This is a genomic window from Streptomyces subrutilus, assembly GCF_001746425.1.
In the GTDB taxonomy this organism is placed as follows: Bacteria; Actinomycetota; Actinomycetes; order Streptomycetales; family Streptomycetaceae; genus Streptomyces; species Streptomyces subrutilus_A.
The window spans coordinates 2,696,942-2,713,849 of the sequence record NZ_MEHK01000001.1; the positions used below are offsets into that span (position 1 = coordinate 2,696,942).

The window sequence follows — 16,908 nt, forward strand, 5'->3', positions numbered from 1 at the left end:
CGTAGTGCCGCGAGTACGGACACCGCGCGACGGGACTCCGGCAATCCCGCCGGAATGGATACCCGCCCCCTCAGTGGTGACGACGTGTTCTGCCCAGGCGTTCCCGCTCTTGCCGGGAAATACCGAAGGGCGACCGAAATTACTTCGGTCGCCCCAGGTCATGAGCGCTATTTGGCTGATGTCACGTCAGGATCAGAGCGCCGGGAAGAAGAGCTTCAGCTCGCGCTCCGCGGATTCCTCGGAGTCCGAGGCGTGAATCAGGTTCTCCCGGACGATCGTGCCGAAATCCCCCCGGATGGAGCCCGGCGCCGCGGCGATCGGGTCGGTGGGTCCGGCCAGCCGGCGGACCCCCTCGATCGCGCGTTCCCCTTCGACGACCAGGGCCACGACCGGGCCGCCGGCCATGAAGCCCATCAGGGGCTCGTAGAACGGCTTGCCCTTGTGCTCGCCGTAGTGCGCCTCGAGCGTCTCCTGGTCCAGCGTGCGCAGCTCCAGCGCGGGGATGGTCCAGCCGGCCTTCCGCTCGATACGGCCGATGATCTCGCCCACCAGACCGCGACGGACGGCGTCGGGCTTCAGCAGGACGAGGGTGCGCTGGGTCATGTTGCGGCTCCTTGCGGCATACGGGTGCGGTGGGACGAATCTACAGGGCCGTTCGGACGACCTGTCACGCAGCGTCAGGCGCCCCGGGGGCCGCCGGCGCCTCCGCCGTGGCCGCCCAGCGGGCCTTGATCGTGTCGATCTTGCGGCCGTAGTGCACCGAGCACCACCACAGCCCCGCGAACACCGCGCCGAGGAAGAACATCGTCGGGACGACGAACCCGCTCGCGATCAGGCCGAGCTGCAGGGCCCAGCCCAGCTGGACCGCCCCGGGGCGCGAGAGCATCCCGCACAGCAGCACCGAGAGCAGCATCGTGACCCCGCACACCGTCCACACCGCGGTCGGGGTCAGGTCGGGGTTCTTCATGGCCACCAGGCCCGCGAACCCGATCACGAAGAACTCGCCGATCAGCGTGCTCGCACACAGCGTGCGCATCCTCAGCCCCTCTTCAGCAGCAGGCGGGCCTCGCCCACCGTGATCACGGAACCGGTCACCAGGACTCCGGCCCCTCCGTACTCGGCCTCTTCCTCCGCCAGGGTGATCGCCGCCTCCAGGGCGTCGTCCAGCCGCGGCTCCACCTGCACCCGGTCCTGGCCGAACACCTCGACCGCGACGGCCGCCAGCTCGTCCGCGCCCAGCGAGCGGTGGCTGGAGTTCTCCGTCACCACCACCTCCGCGAAGATCGGCTCGAAGGCCTCGAGCACCCCGCGGACGTCCTTGCCCTCGCTCGCCGCCACGACGCCGATCAACCGGCTGAACCCGAAGGACTCGGTGACCGCCTCCGCGGTGACCGCCGCCCCCGCCGGGTTGTGCGCCGCGTCCAGCACCACCGTCGGGCTGCGCCGCACGACCTCCATGCGGCCCGGCGAGGTCACCGACGCGAAGGCCTTGCGCACGGTGTCCTCGTCCAGCACCCGCGCGTGCTCCTGCCCGCCGGTCCCGACCCCGAAGAACGCCTCGACCGCGGCCAGCGCCACCGCCGCGTTGCGCGCCATGTGCGCCCCGTACAGCGGCAGGAAGATGCCGTCGTACTCCCCGCCGACCCCGCGCAGCGTCAGCTGCTGCCCGCCGACCGCGACCTCGCGCGAGACCACGCCGAACTCCATGCCCTCACGAGCCACCGTCGCGTCGACCTCGACGGCCTTCTTCAGCAGCACCTGCGCCGCGTCCACCGGCTGCTGCGCCAGGATCACGGTCGCGCCCTGCTTGATGACGCCGCCCTTCTCCTGGGCGATCTCGCCGGGCGTGCCGCCGAGCCGGTCCGTGTGGTCCAGGCTGATCGGGGTGACCACGGCGACCGAGCCGTCGATGACGTTGGTCGCGTCCCAGGTGCCGCCCATGCCGACCTCGACCACGGCCGCGTCCACCGGGGCGTCCGCGAAGGCCGCGTACGCCATCCCGGTGAGCACCTCGAAGAACGACAGCCGGTACTCCTCGGCGGCGTCGACCATCTCCACGTACGGCTTGATGTCGTGGTACGTCTCTACGAACCGCTCCGCGGAGATCGGCGCCCCGTCGAGGCTGATCCGCTCGGTGACCGACGACACGTGCGGGCTGGTGTAGCGGCCGGTGCGCAGCTCGAAGGCGTTCAGCAGGGCCTCGATCATGCGGGCGGTGCTGGTCTTGCCGTTCGTGCCGGTGACGTGGATGGAGGGGTACGCGCGCTGCGGCTCGCCCAGGAGGTCCATCAGCGCGGCGATCCGCGTCACCGACGGCTCCAGCTTGGTCTCGCCCCAGCGCGTGGACAGCTCCCGCTCCACCTCCAGCAGCGCGTTGGCGACCTCCGGGTCTGCGGGCCGGGCGGGCACGGGGTCGCCCTGGGGCGGTCCGGCCTGGGCCCGCAGGGTACGGCTGCCGGCCTCGATCACCGCCAGGTCGGGGTCGCGGTCGGACTCTTCCGCCACGATCTGGTCGAACTCGTCGATTTCGCCGGGCCCGCCGAAATCGATCTCGGGGTCGCGGTCGTGGCTCTCGGGCTGCTGCTCACTCACGGAGCCAGTCTACGGACGAGGACCGGCGGGACCTTCGGCCCGGGCGTTTCGGGACTTTCGGCCGACGGGGCGACCAGATCGTTATGCAAGCCTTGCGGGCAGGAGATTGGGGAACAAATGCCGCAGGCCAGCAGCAACAAGACAGCATCCAGCCGCGACATAGGGATAGACCTGGGGACCGCGAACACCCTGGTCTACGCACGGGGCCACGGAATCGTGCTCAATGAGCCGTCCGTGGTCGCCGTGAAAGCGGGCACCACCACCGCGCTGGCCGTCGGGACGGAGGCCAAGGAGACCATCGGCCGCACCCCCGGCTCCATCACCGCCATCCGCCCCCTCAGGGACGGGGTGATCTGCGACTACGAGGCCGCCGAGGAGATGATCCGGCACTTCGTGCGCAAGGCGGTCCCCGGCCGGCGGACCCGCACCCGCATGGTGATCTGCGTACCCTCCGGGGTCACCCCGGTCGAGCGCCGGGCCATCGTCCACGCCTCCACCCGCGCCGGGGCCAAGGTCGTCCACCTCATCGAGGAGCCCATGGCGGCGGCGATCGGCGCCGGGCTCCCGGTGGCCGAGCCGCGCGGATCCATGGTCGTGGACATCGGCGGCGGCACCTGCGAGGTCGCCGTCATCTCGCTCGGCGGCATCGTCACCGCCCAGTCCCTGCGCGTCGGCGGGGACCGGCTGGACGCGGCGATCATCGACTACGTCCGCAAGGAGCACGCGCTGCTCATCGGCGAGCGCACCGCCGAGGACGTCAAGGTCGGCATCGGATCGGCCTGGCCCGTCCCGGACCGGCCGGAGCTGGAGACCCGCACCTTCACCGTGCGCGGCCGCGAGAAGGTCGGCGGCATGCCCAAGACCCTGGAGCTGACCGCCCCGGCCGTACGCGCCGCCCTGGACGAACCCGTCGAGGCGATCATCGCCGCCGTCCGCACCACCCTGGAGGAGTGCCCGCCCGAACTCTCCGGCGACGTGATGGAACACGGCATCGTGCTGACGGGCGGCGGCGCGCTGCTCCCCGGCTTGGACCTGCGGATGGCCTCCGCGACCGGCATCCCGGTCTTCGTCGCCGACAACCCCCTGGACTGTGTGGCCCTCGGCTCGGGCCGGTGCGTCGAGGACCTGGACACCCTGGGCGGCCTGCTGGCCCCGGCCAAGGGCTGACACCCGGGGAAGGGACGGCGTTCTAGCCGCGCGGCAGGCTGGCGACGACCTCGTACGAGCCCTCCGTGCGCGTCGCCGTCAGCTCTCCGCCCAGGCTGCGCACGCGCTCGCCCATGCTCGCCGTGCCCGAACCCGCCGAGACGGGGGCCCGGCCCGGGGTCCGGGCCGGCAGCGCGTTGCTGACGGCGATGCGCAGCAGGGGCCCCTCCACCTCGATCGACACGTCGATGGTCTCGCCGTGGGCGTGCTTGGCCGCGTTGGTCAGGCACTCCTGCACCACCCGGTAGACCGCCGCCTGCCGCAGCGGCGACAGCGCGTGCACCGCCGGGTCCATGACGAGCCGTACGGGGGAACCGGCCCGCCCGCTCTCCTCCGCCAGCGCGGCCAGCCCCTCCACCCCCGGGGTCGCGGCCCGCTCCCCGCGCTGCACGATGATCTCGTTCAGCACCAGGTGGGCCCGGCGCGCGGTGTCGGCCAGCTCCTCGAAGTCCTTGGCGTACGCCGTCTCGCGGGCCCTCGACGACAGCACCTCGGAGCGCACCGTCAGCAGCGTCAGCTCCCGCCCGACGAAGTCGTGGACGTCCCGGGCGACCGAGGTGCGCTCCTGCTGCACCGCCTGCAGCACCGCGGACTCGGCCCGCCGCGCCGTCAGCTCCGACACCAGGTCGTGCCGGTACGCGGCGATGCCCACGGCCGAGGCGAGCACCCCGATGGGCACGACCACGCCGAGCAGGCCGCTGAAGGTCTCGGCCCGGGCCGCGGGCCACTCGGGCACGCCGTAGAACAGGGCCAGCGCGAAGGCCACGTATCCGAGGGTGGCGAGGATCCCGGCCCGGCGCCCCCGGTAGCGGCCGACCGAGTAGAGGGCGAACTGGACCAGCGTCAGCTCGTGCAGCCAGCCGAGGAACAGCAGCGCGGCCAGATAGGAGACCCAGGGCATCCGGCGCCGCACCAGCAGGCTCGAACAGCCGACGGCGAGCACGACGGCGGCCAGCGGCCCGTTGAGGGAGTTGTCGGCGGCGGCGAGGCCGGGGATGTCCAGCGCCATCAGAGCGAGGCAGCTGAGCGCGGTCAGCACGTCCAGCGCCCGCGGGGAGCCGGCCCAGCTCTCGGTGAGCCGGCGGCCCGAGGCCACGACCCGGTGGAGCGCCGAGGCGGCGGCGGGCTTGACGTGCATGCCCTCCATCATCCGTGGTGGTCCCCCGGAGCGGGATCCGCGCGGACGCAACAACGCGTGATATAGGGCACTTCGGACAGGCCGGAGGTCCCGGACGACGGCGTCCCGCGTCACCCGGGTGGAGTCCGGCGCTCGCGTGCTGTGACGCCGGCCCCCGCGCGGGGAAGCCATACGGAGGAAGGCCCCCGCGTCGACCGACGGCGTGGGGGCCTTCCTCGTACTGCTCGGGCGGACTACTGGGCGGCGGGGAGACCGTCCAGCTGGGCCTGGATCCGGGCGATGTCGGCCTCGGCCTTCGCGAGGCGGCCCTTGATCTTGTCCACGACGTTGTCGGGAGCCTTGGCCAGGAAGGCCTCGTTCCCGAGCTTGCCCTCGGCCTGCTGCTTCTCCTTCTCGGCGGCGGCCAGGTCCTTGCTCAGCCGCTTGCGCTCGGCGGCCACGTCGATGGTGCCCGACAGGTCGAGCGCGACGGTGGCGCCGGCGACCGGGAGGGTCGCGGTGGCGCTGAAGGAGTCACCCTCCGGCTGGAGGCGCAGCAGCTGGCGGATGGCACCCTCGTGCGCGGCCAGCGCCGTACCGCCGAGGTCCAGGCGGGCCGGGACCTTCTGGCCCGGCTGCAGGCCCTGGTCGGCACGGAACCGGCGGACCTCGGTGACGACCGCCTGCAGGTTCTCGATCTCGGCCTCGGCGGCCTCGTCGCGGAAGCCGCTGTCCCGAGGCCAGTCGGCGACGACGAGGGACTCCCCGCCCGTGAGCGTGGTCCACAGTGTCTCGGTGACGAAGGGGACCACCGGGTGCAGCAGGCGCAGGGTCGTGTCGAGGACCTCCCCGAGGACCCGGCCGGAGACCTTCGCCCCTTCGCCGCCCGCGAAGAAGGTCGTCTTCGACAGCTCGACGTACCAGTCGAAGACCTCGTCCCACGCGAAGTGGTAGAGGGCCTCGCTGAGCTTCGAGAACTGGAAGTCCTCGTAGTACGCGTCCACCTGTGCGACGGTCTTGTTCAGGCGGGACAGGATCCAGCGGTCGGTCGCCGACATCCGCTCGACCGGCGGCAGCTCGCCCTCGATCGTCGCGCCGTTCATCAGCGCGAAGCGCGTGGCGTTCCAGATCTTGTTGGCGAAGTTGCGCGAGGCCTGGACCCAGTCCTCGCCGATCGGGACGTCGGTGCCGGGGTTGGCGCCCTTGGCCAGGGTGAAGCGGACGGCGTCGGAGCCGTACTTGTCCATCCAGTCCAGCGGGTCGACCACGTTGCCGAAGGACTTCGACATCTTCTTGCCGCGCTCGTCGCGGACCAGGCCGGTCAGCGCGATCGTCTTGAAGGGCGGCTCGCCGTCCATGGCGTACAGGCCGAACATCATCATCCGGGCGACCCAGAAGAAGATGATGTCGTGGCCGGTGACCAGGACGTCGGTGGAGTAGAACTTCTCCAGGTCCGGGGTCTTCTCCGGCCAGCCGAGCGTCGAGAAGGGCCACAGGCCGGACGAGAACCAGGTGTCGAGGACGTCGGTGTCCTGGACCCAGCCCTCGCCCGTCGGCGCCTCGTCGTCCGGTCCGACGCAGACGACCTCGCCCTCGGGGCCGTACCAGACCGGGATGCGGTGGCCCCACCACAACTGGCGCGAGATGCACCAGTCGTTGAGGTTGTCGACCCAGTCGAAGTAGCGCTTCGACATCTCTTCGGGGTGGATCGAGACCCGGCCGTCACGGACCGCGTCGCCGGCGGCCTTGGCGAGCGTCTCGACCTTGACCCACCACTGCAGGGACAGGCGCGGCTCGACGGTGGTGCGGCAGCGCGAGCAGTGCCCGACGGAGTGCAGGTAGGGGCGCTTCTCGGCGACGATGCGGCCCTGCTCGCGCAGGGCGCCGACGACCGCGGAACGCGCCTCGTAGCGGTCCAGGCCGAGGAAGGGGCCGTGGACGGTGATGACGCCGTGCTCGTCCATGATCGTCATATTGGGCAGGCCGTGGCGCTGCCCGATGGCGAAGTCGTTCGGGTCGTGCGCCGGGGTCACCTTGACGGCGCCGGTGCCGAACTCCGGGTCGACGTGCGTGTCCGCGACGACCGGGATGGTCCGGTCGGTCAGCGGCAGCTTGATCTGCTTGCCGACGAGGTGCGCGTACCGCTCGTCGTCCGGGTGGACGGCGACGGCCGTGTCACCGAGCATCGTCTCGGCCCGGGTCGTCGCGACGACCAGGGTGTCCTCGCCCTCGCCGTACGTGATCGAGACGAGCTCGCCCGCGTCCTCCTGGTACTCCACCTCGATGTCGGAGATGGCCGTCAGACAGCGGGGGCACCAGTTGATGATGCGCTCGGCGCGGTAGATGAGCCCGTCGTCGAAGAGCTTCTTGAAGATCGTCTGGACGGCCTTGGACAGGCCCTCGTCCATGGTGAACCGCTCACGGCTCCAGTCGACTCCGTCACCCAGCCGCCGCATCTGGCCGAGGATCTTGCCGCCGTACTCTTCCTTCCACTGCCAGACCCGCTCGACGAACTCCTCGCGGCCCAGGTCGTGGCGGGACTTGCCCTCCTCGGCGAGCTGCTGCTCGACCTTGTTCTGGGTGGCGATGCCGGCGTGGTCCATGCCGGGCAGCCACAGCGACTCGTAGCCCTGCATCCGCTTGCGGCGGGTCAGGGCGTCCATGAGCGTGTGCTGGAAGGCGTGCCCCAGGTGCAGGGAGCCGGTGACGTTCGGCGGCGGGATGACGATGGTGTACGCGGGCTTCTCGCTCGCGGGATCGGCGGTGAAGTACCCACGCTCCACCCAGCGCTCGTAGAGCTTCCCCTCTACCTCGGCCGGCGCGTACTGGGTCGGCAGTTCGGGGTCGGGGCTGCTGGGTGTCTGCGTGTTCTCGGTCACGGGCACAGTTTAGGGCCGTCACAGTCAAGTCATGAAACCGGTGATCGGGGGGCCCGGCGCCCTGTCCGCTCCCGGCTTCCGACAGGATGTGTGAAACGGATAAGCAAACCTCACAGGGGGACGCGGAATGAGCTACAACCAGCCGGGACCGTACGGACAGCAGCCGCAGCAGCCCGGGCCGTACGGGCAGCAGCCCCCGCCGCCGGGCCCCTACGGCCAGCCCGCACCCCAGCCCGGCTACGGCTACCCGCAGCAGCCGGGCGTCCCGCCGCAGGGCTACCCCCAGCAGCCCCAGCAGCAGCCGGGCTACGGCTACCCGCAGCAGCCCCCGTACGGCGGGATGCCCCCGCAGCAGCCGCCGAAGAAGTCCAAGGCCGGCGTGGTCATCGGCGTCGTCGTCGCGGTCGCGGTGGTCGCGGGCGGCGGCTGGTACTTCCTGGGCGGCGGCGCGGGCGGCGCCATCTCGGCCGACACCAAGGGCTACAAGCTGGTGGCCCCGGAGTCGGTGGACGACTTCAAGAAGGACCCGAAGTACAAGGACAAGGAATTCACCGACAAGGACAAGAAGGAAGCCGAGGCGGCGGGCATCAAGAACCCGACACAGGTGGGCATGAACTACCAGGCGGGCGACCCGAAGAATCCCCTGTCGGCCAAGGGGCTCAACTTCTCGGGGGTCTACGGCGAGATCGCCGACCCGGAGAAGGCGGTGGACGGGTACTTCGCCAAGGCCCGGATGGAAGCCGCGAAGGACGGCAAGAGCGAGGTACAGCTCGTCGGCAGCCCCAAGGAGATGTCCCCGGCCAACTTCAAGGGCGCCGTGATGAAGTGCCAGGACATCAAGTTCACCTCGAAGGACACCAGCACCAAGGGGCCCAAGGAGGCCACGCTCCCGTTCTGTGTCTGGGCTGACTACAGCACCCTGAGCATGGTCAGCGCCTCGGACCTGGCGTCCATCCTCGCCGGCAAGCCGGGCTACACCCAGGAGCAGGCCGCGGAACTCGCCGCGAAGCTCTACAACACGGCCCGCGTCAAGAAGTAGCGGTCCGGCACACAGCAGAAGGGGCGCCCCCGACGGGGGGCGCCCCTTCTGCATGGTGTGAGCCTGCGGCTACGCCGACTTCTCGTGCGGCCCCTGGTCCTTGGGGACGATGCGCGGGACCAGCGTCGGGTTGACGTTGGAGCGGACCACGTCCGCCGTGATGACCACGCGGGCCACGTCCTTGCGGGACGGGACCTCGTACATCACCGACATCAGGACCTCCTCCATGATGGCGCGCAGGCCGCGCGCGCCCGTCTGGCGGAGGATCGCCTGGTCGGCGATGGCTTCGAGAGCCTCCCGCTCGAAGTCCAGTTCCACACCGTCGAGTTCGAACAGGCGCTGGTACTGCTTCACCAGGGCGTTGCGCGGCTCGATGAGGATCTGGAGCAGGGCCTCGCGGTCCAGGTTGTGCACGGAGGTCAGGACGGGGAGGCGGCCGATGAACTCGGGGATCATCCCGAACTTCACCAGGTCCTCCGGCATGACCTCCTGGAACTGGTCGCTCGCCTCGATCTCGCGCTTCGAGCGGATCGTCGCCCCGAAGCCGATGCCCTTGGCGCCCGCACGCGACTCGATGATCTTCTCCAGGCCGGCGAAGGCGCCGCCCACGATGAAGAGCACGTTCGTCGTGTCGATCTGGATGAACTCCTGGTGCGGGTGCTTGCGGCCGCCCTGGGGCGGGACCGAGGCGGTGGTGCCTTCCAGGATCTTCAGCAGGGCCTGCTGGACGCCCTCGCCGCTCACGTCGCGCGTGATCGACGGGTTCTCGCTCTTGCGGGCGACCTTGTCGATCTCGTCGATGTAGATGATCCCGGTCTCGGCCTTCTTGACGTCGTAGTCCGCGGCCTGGATCAGCTTGAGCAGGATGTTCTCGACGTCCTCGCCGACGTACCCGGCCTCCGTCAGCGCCGTCGCGTCGGCGATGGCGAACGGCACGTTCAGCATGCGCGCGAGCGTCTGGGCGAGGAGGGTCTTGCCGGAGCCGGTGGGGCCCAGCAGCAGGATGTTCGACTTCGCGAGCTCGATCGCGTCCTCGCGGCCCTGCGCGCCGCCGTTCTCGCCGGCCTGGACCCGCTTGTAGTGGTTGTACACCGCGACGGAGAGCGCCTTCTTCGCCGGCTCCTGGCCGACGACGTAGCTCTCCAGGAACTCGTAGATCTCACGGGGCTTGGGGAGTTCCTCCCACCGGACCTCGGAGGTCTCCGCGAGCTCCTCTTCGATGATCTCGTTGCAGAGGTCGATGCACTCGTCGCAGATGTACACACCGGGTCCTGCGATGAGCTTCTTCACCTGCTTCTGGCTCTTTCCGCAGAACGAGCACTTGAGCAGGTCGCCGCCGTCACCGATGCGTGCCACGAGGTGCTTCCCCTTCGCCTGGGAGACGCCTGGTTCAGCGCTCCTGGTGCCTCATATCCGACGGTACCTTGCCGGGGGCCCCGTGCGGGGCCCCCTTGACGTGGTTCACATCGCCGAATGCGGCGGCGCGTCCACGCCAACTGGCGGCAAGGGTCAGTGCGAACTCTTGCGGGTGGAGATGATCTGGTCGATCAGGCCGTACGCGAGAGCGTCCTCGGCCGTGAGGATCTTGTCGCGCTCGATGTCGTCGCGGATCTTCTCGATCGGCGTCGTCGAGTGCTTGGCCAGCATGGTCTCCAGCTGGTCGCGCATGCGCAGGATCTCGTTGGCCGCGATCTCCAGGTCGGAGAGCTGCTCGCGGCCGGTGCCGCCGGAGGGCTGGTGGATCAGCACGCGGGCGTTCGGCAGGGCCATGCGCTTGCCGGGGGTGCCGGCGGCGAGCAGGACCGCGGCGGCGGAAGCCGCCTGGCCCATGCAGACCGTCTGGATGTCCGGCTTCACGAACTGCATCGTGTCGTAGATCGCCGTCAGCGCGGTGAAGGAGCCGCCGGGGCTGTTGATGTAGATCGAGATGTCGCGGTCCGGGTCCATCGACTCCAGGCACAGCAGCTGCGCCATGACGTCGTTGGCGGACGCGTCGTCGATCTGCACGCCGAGGAAGATCACGCGCTCCTCGAACAGCTTCGCGTACGGGTCGTACTCGCGCACGCCCTGCGAGGTGCGCTCGACGAAGCGCGGGATGACGTAGCGGTTGTCCACCTGCGGGCCGGAGTAGAGGCCGCTCGCGGAGAAGTTGTTCTGCATCTGGGTGTTCACCATCCTGGTGGCGTTCTGCGGGCTGTCGGCTGCTCGGTGCTGGCGATGGCCCGGGATCAGGCCCCGGTGCCGCCGCCGCCCGGCACGTTGGACGCGGCCGAGATGATCTCGTCGATGAGGCCGTACTCCTTGGCCTCCACGGCGGTGAACCAGCGGTCGCGGTCGCCGTCGCGGATGATCGCCTCGACGGTCTGGCCCGAGTGGAACGCGGTGATCTCGGCCATGCGCTGCTTGGTGCGCAGCAGGTACTGGGCCTGGATCTTGATGTCCGACGCGGTGCCGCCGATGCCGGCGGAGCCCTGGTGCATCAGGATGTCGGTGTTCGGCAGGGCGAAGCGCTTGCCCTTGGCGCCGCCGGTGAGCAGGAACTGGCCCATGGAGGCGGCCATGCCCATGCCGATGGTGACGACGTCGTTCGGGATGTACTGCATGGTGTCGTACACCGCCATGCCCGCCGTCACCGAGCCACCGGGGCTGTTGATGTACAGGTAGATGTCCTTCTCGGGCTCGGCCGCGAGGAGGAGGAGCTGCGCCGTGATCTTGTTGGCGATCTCGTCGTCGACCTGCTGCCCGAGGAAGATGATGCGCTCGCCGAGCAGCCGGTTGTAGACATGGTCGCCGAGGCCGCCACCGATGGACGGCTCACCCGCGGCGTAAGGCATCAGATTCGTCACGTATCCACCTGCTCGTCTCCGACGGCCATGTGCCGTCTCAGCGTCTCGTTCTGGGGCGCGGCCCTGCCGTGCGGACGAGTCCGCCGACATCCGGTTACTCCCGTGCCCTCGTATTCATGGACCCTAACGCGCAGGTAGGACAACGCCATCCCGCTTCCCGAACTGTTCGCTCGGAGCGCAAGGTCCCGAGCCTTTCCGGGGGGAGTGCGGAAGGGCCCGGACGCGCCGGCGTCCGGGCCCTTCGGGGCACTGCTCAGTGGGCTTCGCCCGGGGTGCTACTTGGCCTCGTCGGCCTTGGCCTCGGCGTCGGCGTCGGCCTCGACCGTCTCGGCGGCCTCGTCCTCGTCCTCATCGGAGAGGTCGATGACCTCGCCCTTGGTGTCGACGACCTTGGCGGCCTCGACGACGACCGCGAGGGCCTTGCCGCGGGCGACCTCGCCGACCAGCATCGGGACCTGGCCGCCCTCGACGACGGCCTGGGCGAACTGGTCGGGGGACATGCCGGAGGAGGCGGCGCGGCGCATGAGGTGCTCGGTGAGCTCCTCCTGGTTGACGCCCAGCTTCTCCTTGTTGACCAGCGCGTCGAGGACGAACTGGGTCTTGATGCCCTTGACCGCCTGCTCGGAGGTCTCGGCGTCGAACTCCTCGACCGTCTTGCCCTGGAACTCGAGGTACTTCTCGATGGTCAGGCCCATCTGGCCGAGCTGGTGGTGCTCGAGGTTGTGCTTGCGGGTCTGGACCTCGTCCGCGAGGAGCTTCTCGGGGATCGGGACCTCGACGAGCTCCAGCAGCTTCTCCAGGACGCGCTCCTGGGCCTGCGTGGCCTGGTCGTACTGCTTCTGGTTCTCGAGGCGCTTGCGGCTGTCGGCCTTCAGCTCGTCGAGCGTGTCGAACTCGCTCGCCATCTGGGCGAACTCGTCGTCCAGCTCCGGCAGCTCACGGGCGGAGACCTTGGTGACCTTGACGGTGACCTCGGCGTCCTTGCCCTCGGCGGAGCCGCCCTTCAGCTGCGAGGTGAAGGTGGCCTCGCCACCGGCCTCGAGGCCCTTGACGGCCTCGTCGATGCCCTCGAGGAGCTCACCCGAGCCGATGGTGTAGGACACGTCGGAGGCGACGCCGTCCTCCAGCACCTCGCCGTCGACCTTGGCCTCGAGGTCGATGGTGACGACGTCACCCTCGGCGGCGGCGCGCTCGACGTCCTTGGTGGACGCGAAGCGGCCGCGCAGCTGCTCGACGGACTTCTCGACGTCCTCGTCGGAGACCTCGATGGCGTCGACCTCGACCTCGATGCCGGAGTAGTCCGGGATCTCGATCTCGGGGCGCACGTCGACCTCGGCGGTGAAGGCCAGCAGCTCGCCGTCCTTCAGCTCCGTGATGTCGACCTCGGGCTGGCCCAGCGGGTTCAGGTCGGCCTCGTTGACCGCCTCGGTGTAGAACTTCGGGAGGGCGTCGTTGACGGCCTCCTCCAGCACCGCACCGCGGCCGAAGCGCTGGTCGATGACGCGGGCCGGGATCTTGCCCTTGCGGAAGCCCTTCACCGTGACCTGCTGGTTGATCTTCTTGTACGCCGCGTCGAGGCTGTCCTTGAGCTCCTCGAAGGGCACCTCAACAGTGAGCCGAACCCGAGTCGGGTTCAGGGTCTCCACGGCGCTCTTCACGGTTCGGTCTCCTTGGTGGCTGACTGCTGGGGATTCTGCCGTCACGCTGTGATTCAGCGGTTCAGCGGACTTCGGCCCGGTACATCAGACACACGGGCACGCAGCTTGCATAGTAACCGCAAGCGGCAATCAGCCCACAACGCGATCTTGTGGTGGCCCCCGATGACTCGAAGGAGACACTGCTGGTGGTCGGGGTGGCCGGATTCGAACCGACGACCTTCCGCTCCCAAAGCGGACGCGCTACCAAGCTGCGCCACACCCCGTCGGTGCGACACGTAGGGTACATGCCCGGAGACCGTCCGATGCGCTGGGTTTCGGAGTTTCCCCCGGGCATCCCGGGCGACCTCCCCGGCCGACCCTCGCGGCGCGCTCGAATGCGGTGTGCACTCCCCCGGCGCGACCCGCTAGGATGCTGTCCGTGCCGAGGCCCCCGGGCCGGTGGCGCATGCTGCGGGTGTAGCTCAATGGTAGAGCACTAGTCTTCCAAACTAGCTACGCGGGTTCGATTCCCGTCACCCGCTCAGAAGCACTCAGGGCCAGGTCGGAGGGCGTTTCCTCCGACCTGGCCCTGAGTCGTCTCCGGTTCCGCCAACAGGCGTCGGCGGGCGGCCGGTTGGGCGGGTCAGAGTTTGATGTTGGCGATCATGGTCGCCAGGGAGTTGAGGAAACGGTTCACGTCGTCCGCGATCGAGCTGGACGCCAGGAAGAAGCCGAAGAGGGCCGCGACGATGGCGGGGCCCGCCTTGATGTGGTTGCCGCGGATCAGCACCACCAGGATGACCCCCAACAGAACCACCACTGACAGCGAAATGGCCACAACTGATCACACCTTCGGTCGTCCCCTGGTCGGCCCGGGGCGTGCGGCCACGCACACCCACACGGTCCATCCTCCCACCAACGGGCCCCGGCTATCCGTCCCGTGACGAATCGCCATCCTTCCGTTTCCGCCGGCCGGTCCGGAGGCGGGGTCAGGTGAGGCCGAGGAGGGAGCGGATATATGCGTACTTGGCGGACAGGCGTTCGCGCGTGGGGCCGTCCAGTACGCAGAGGCGTGCGGGATCGGCGTTGTGCGCGAGGTCGGCCTCCTTGACCAGCAGGGCGCCCGGGGTGGCGAGGATCCGGGCCGCGTACTGCTCGACCGGCTCGCCGGGGCGCTTGGTGACGGCCAGGACCATGTCCTTGACGGGCTGCGGGAGGGCGGCGGAGTCCAGCCAGGTGAGGCTGAGGGCCTCGTCCTCGATCGCGTCGTGCAGCCAGGCCGCCGCCTGCTGGTCCGGGCTGCCGCCGCGCAGGCGGACGCCCTCGGCCACGGCCGCGAGGTGCTCGGCGTAGGGCCGGCCGGCCTTGTCGGTCTGGCCCTCGTGCGCGGCGCGGGCCAGGGCCTCGACCTCGACGAGGGTCAGGGGGCTGCTCGTCATGCGATCTCCCGTGCCGCTGTCCGGAGGGCCTGTGCGGCCCGGTGTACATCCGCTTGCGTGGTACGCCAGTTGGAGAACGCGGCGCGCAGGGCTGCGGTTCCCTCGTGGACGGTCGGGGTGACGAACACCTCGGCGGCCGCGGCCTCGCGCAGGGCGGTGAGCCGGGCCGGGGTGGGGTCGGCGGCGAGGGTGAAGCAGACGACGTTGAGGCGGACCGGGGCCAGCAGGGTGAAGGCGGGGTCCGCGGAGAGCAGCTCGCCCAGCGCGCGGGCGCAGGCGATGTCGCGCTCGACGATCTCCCGGTGGCCCTCGCGGCCGTAGGCGCGGAGCGTGAACCAGGCGGCGAGCGCGCGCAGCCGGTGGGAGTTCTCCGGGGTGAGGTGGACCAGGTCGGGGTGGTCCGCGAGGGGGCCGAGGTAGGCGGCGGAGTTCTGGAAGACCCGGGCTTGGAGGTCGCGCCGGCGGGTGAACTGGACGGCGCTGTCGTAGGGGACGTTGAGCCACTTGTGCAGGTCGACGCAGAGGGAGTCGGAGGCGTCGAGGCCGGCGGTGAGGTGGGCGTGGTCCGGGGAGAGGGCGGCGAAGGCGCCGAAGGCGGCGTCGGTGTGCAGCCAGAAGTCGTGGCGCCGCTTGAGGGCAGCGACGGCCTGGAGGTCGTCGAAGTCGACCGTGTTGACGGTGCCGGCGTTGGCGACGACGACGGCCGGTCCGGGGGTGTCGGCGAGGGCCCGGTCCAGGGCGCCGGGGTCCACGGCCTCGCGGCCGGGCAGGGTCGGGACCTTGACGAGGCTGCCGCGCCCGAGGCCGAGGACGGCGAGGGCCTTGGCGATGGAGGAGTGCGGGGCTCCGGAGAGCACCCGTACGGGGCCGAGGGCCGCGGCGCCGTCCTCGGCCGGGGAGACGCCGAGGCGTTCGCCGAGCCATTCGCGGGCGATGGCGAGTCCGGTGGTGTTGGACATGGTGGCGCCGCTGACGAAGGTGCCGGAGTGGTCGGGCGAGAGGTGGAAGAGCGCGCGGAGCCAGCCGACGGTCTCGCGTTCGAGGTCCTGGCCGGCGCCGTCGAGGGCGGAGTTGGAGTTCTGGTCGTGGGCGGCGGTGAGCCAGTCCCCGGCGAGGGCGGCGGGGGTGGCTCCGCCGGTGACGAAGCCGAGGTAGCGGGGGCCCGCCGAGGCGGACAGCCGCGGCTCCCAGCGCTCCCGGAAGGCGGCGAGGGCGGCCTCGGTGCCGTCGCCGCGCTCCGGGAGGCTCTCGGGCTCGCCGTCCGCCGCCGGCTTTCCGGCGGGCGGTACGACGGGCCGCGCGTCCAGGGATGCGAGGGCGTCGCCCGCGGCCCGGCGGGTGGCGTCGAGGAGTTGGGGGAGGCGGGCGAGGTCTGCGGCGAGCGTGCGGTCCATGGGGGCACGGTAGGCGCCGCCGCGGGTGCCGGGGCGTGCCAATCGGCACGAGGTGGCCGGTGCCGGCGCCGGGGCCGCGCGGCCGTCCTTCCTGACGGGGCCGAGCCTCTGCGGGCCGCGGGTGGGCGCGGCGGGCCGCGGGTGGGGCGCGGCCCCGTATCCGCTCGGCCGAGGCCGTCCCCTACGAGCTGCGGACGGCCTCCCGATTGCCTGGCCGGCCGGATACTCCCGGCGACCCGCCTGGGATGCGGCTCCGGAGCCCGGCGGGCCGCCGGGGGCCGCCGGCCGGGTCCGGGGGTCCGTGGTCACTTCGGCCCCGGCCCCGGACCCAGCGGGCCGCGGCCACCCCGGCCGGGGTGGAGCCCGAGCCCGGAGCCCCTCGCGGGGTACGCCCGACGGCTCAGCGGCCCGCCCGTAGCCCGGGCCAGGCGCCCCACCTGGTTGCCCCCGGCCGGTGGTGGGGGCCCGGGGCCGGGCGGGGCGTTCCGGGCGGCCCGGTCCAGGCCCCACCCCTGGCCGACGGCGGGGCCTCGGCCAGGGGGTGGGGCCCGGCGGGACGGCGGAGGGCCCGGCGCCGGGAGTCGGCGGGACGGCGGGTGCCCCGAGGCTCGGCGGGCCGACCGTGGTCACCCGGGCCCCGGGCCCCGGCGGGCTGTCCGGGCGGCCCGGGCCGGGGGGTTACGCGGGGCCGGCGGGCCGGGCCTGGGGGTCACGCCGAGCCGGCGGCCCGGGCCGAGGTCCACGCGGAACCGCCGAGGC

At 70.9% G+C, this 16,908-nt stretch carries 14 protein-coding genes and 2 tRNA genes; 3 read left to right on the top strand and 13 right to left on the bottom strand.

Annotated elements, in window-relative coordinates; all coding sequences use genetic code 11:
* Positions 1 to 192: 192 nt before the first annotated feature.
* The 3 genes from ndk to folC all read right to left on the bottom strand — a co-directional run bounded on the left by ndk (position 193) and on the right by folC (position 2,592).
* Positions 193 to 603, bottom strand: coding sequence for a nucleoside-diphosphate kinase (gene ndk, locus BGK67_RS13185; RefSeq protein WP_069920274.1), 411 nt, complete (start codon positions 601 to 603; stop codon positions 193 to 195).
* Positions 604 to 667: 64 nt separating this feature from the next.
* Complete coding sequence (locus BGK67_RS13190; RefSeq protein WP_069920275.1) at positions 668 to 1,036, bottom strand: DUF4233 domain-containing protein; 369 nt, start codon at positions 1,034 to 1,036, stop codon at positions 668 to 670.
* Between the two features lie 2 nt (positions 1,037 to 1,038).
* Positions 1,039 to 2,592 carry a bifunctional tetrahydrofolate synthase/dihydrofolate synthase gene (gene folC / locus BGK67_RS13195; RefSeq protein ID WP_069920276.1) on the bottom strand — a complete coding sequence of 518 codons (1,554 nt, stop codon included), beginning with the start codon at positions 2,590 to 2,592 and terminating at the stop codon, positions 1,039 to 1,041.
* Positions 2,593 to 2,709: 117 nt separating this feature from the next.
* Here folC and BGK67_RS13200 point away from each other — a divergent pair, with 117 nt between their 5' ends.
* On the top strand, positions 2,710 to 3,759 hold the full coding sequence (locus BGK67_RS13200; protein WP_069920277.1) for a rod shape-determining protein: 1,050 nt from the start codon (positions 2,710 to 2,712) through the stop codon (positions 3,757 to 3,759).
* A gap of 22 nt (positions 3,760 to 3,781) precedes the next feature.
* Here the strand turns inward: BGK67_RS13200 and BGK67_RS13205 are convergent, their stop codons facing one another.
* The gene (locus tag BGK67_RS13205) at positions 3,782 to 4,936 is read right to left on the bottom strand and encodes a sensor histidine kinase (protein WP_069923828.1); all 1,155 of its coding nucleotides are present in this window, start codon (positions 4,934 to 4,936) and stop codon (positions 3,782 to 3,784) included.
* Positions 4,937 to 5,169: 233 nt separating this feature from the next.
* Positions 5,170 to 7,794: a valine--tRNA ligase gene (locus BGK67_RS13210; protein WP_069923829.1), complete on the bottom strand. Its 2,625-nt coding sequence runs from the start codon at positions 7,792 to 7,794 to the stop codon at positions 5,170 to 5,172.
* Positions 7,795 to 7,921: 127 nt separating this feature from the next.
* Between BGK67_RS13210 and BGK67_RS13215 the strand changes: the two genes are divergently transcribed.
* Complete coding sequence (locus BGK67_RS13215) at positions 7,922 to 8,833, top strand: hypothetical protein (RefSeq protein WP_069920278.1); 912 nt, start codon at positions 7,922 to 7,924, stop codon at positions 8,831 to 8,833.
* Between the two features lie 69 nt (positions 8,834 to 8,902).
* Here BGK67_RS13215 and clpX read toward each other — a convergent pair whose 3' ends face one another.
* From clpX to BGK67_RS13240, 5 genes are all read right to left on the bottom strand, one after another.
* Entirely contained in the window at positions 8,903 to 10,189 is a 1,287-nt protein-coding gene (gene clpX / locus BGK67_RS13220; RefSeq protein ID WP_030649983.1) for an ATP-dependent Clp protease ATP-binding subunit ClpX, read from the bottom strand.
* A 153-nt stretch (positions 10,190 to 10,342) separates the two neighbouring features.
* Positions 10,343 to 11,008: an ATP-dependent Clp protease proteolytic subunit gene (locus tag BGK67_RS13225; RefSeq protein WP_069920279.1), complete on the bottom strand. Its 666-nt coding sequence runs from the start codon at positions 11,006 to 11,008 to the stop codon at positions 10,343 to 10,345.
* Positions 11,009 to 11,061: 53 nt separating this feature from the next.
* Entirely contained in the window at positions 11,062 to 11,679 is a 618-nt protein-coding gene (locus BGK67_RS13230) for an ATP-dependent Clp protease proteolytic subunit (protein WP_069920280.1), read from the bottom strand.
* Between the two features lie 275 nt (positions 11,680 to 11,954).
* A complete protein-coding gene (tig, locus tag BGK67_RS13235) occupies positions 11,955 to 13,337 on the bottom strand; it encodes a trigger factor (RefSeq protein ID WP_069920281.1) in 1,383 nt (460 codons plus the stop codon).
* A gap of 186 nt (positions 13,338 to 13,523) precedes the next feature.
* Positions 13,524 to 13,600 (bottom strand) — tRNA-Pro (locus BGK67_RS13240).
* Between the two features lie 187 nt (positions 13,601 to 13,787).
* On the opposite strand from BGK67_RS13240, the gene BGK67_RS13245 reads away from it, so the two are divergent.
* A tRNA-Gly gene (locus tag BGK67_RS13245) sits at positions 13,788 to 13,858 on the top strand.
* A 101-nt stretch (positions 13,859 to 13,959) separates the two neighbouring features.
* On the opposite strand, the gene BGK67_RS13250 is transcribed toward BGK67_RS13245, so the two are convergent.
* From BGK67_RS13250 to BGK67_RS13260, 3 genes are all read right to left on the bottom strand, one after another.
* A complete protein-coding gene (locus BGK67_RS13250; protein WP_031145493.1) occupies positions 13,960 to 14,154 on the bottom strand; it encodes a hypothetical protein in 195 nt (64 codons plus the stop codon).
* Positions 14,155 to 14,305: 151 nt separating this feature from the next.
* Positions 14,306 to 14,755 (bottom strand): HD domain-containing protein, encoded by a 450-nt coding sequence (locus BGK67_RS13255; RefSeq protein WP_069920282.1) that lies wholly within the window; start codon positions 14,753 to 14,755, stop codon positions 14,306 to 14,308.
* Positions 14,752 to 16,149, bottom strand: a complete 1,398-nt coding sequence (locus BGK67_RS13260) for a pyridoxal phosphate-dependent decarboxylase family protein (protein WP_069920283.1) — start codon at positions 16,147 to 16,149, stop codon at positions 14,752 to 14,754. The genes BGK67_RS13255 and BGK67_RS13260 overlap by 4 nt, the downstream gene beginning before the upstream one ends.
* Positions 16,150 to 16,908: the final 759 nt, after the last annotated feature.

Bases quoted from the DNA above. Each gene is read 5' to 3' on its own strand.
- BGK67_RS13190 (WP_069920275.1), bottom strand. From the start codon at position 1,036: ATGCGCACGCTGTGTGCGAGCACGCTGATCGGCGAGTTCTTCGTGATC.
- BGK67_RS13260 (WP_069920283.1), bottom strand. From the start codon at position 16,149: ATGGACCGCACGCTCGCCGCAGACCTCGCCCGCCTCCCCCAACTCCTC.
- BGK67_RS13215 (WP_069920278.1), top strand. From the start codon at position 7,922: ATGAGCTACAACCAGCCGGGACCGTACGGACAGCAGCCGCAGCAGCCC.
- BGK67_RS13200 (WP_069920277.1), top strand. From the start codon at position 2,710: ATGCCGCAGGCCAGCAGCAACAAGACAGCATCCAGCCGCGACATAGGG.
- BGK67_RS13205 (WP_069923828.1), bottom strand. From the start codon at position 4,936: ATGCACGTCAAGCCCGCCGCCGCCTCGGCGCTCCACCGGGTCGTGGCC.
- ndk (WP_069920274.1), bottom strand. From the start codon at position 603: ATGACCCAGCGCACCCTCGTCCTGCTGAAGCCCGACGCCGTCCGTCGC.
- BGK67_RS13225 (WP_069920279.1), bottom strand. From the start codon at position 11,008: ATGGTGAACACCCAGATGCAGAACAACTTCTCCGCGAGCGGCCTCTAC.
- BGK67_RS13255 (WP_069920282.1), bottom strand. From the start codon at position 14,755: ATGACGAGCAGCCCCCTGACCCTCGTCGAGGTCGAGGCCCTGGCCCGC.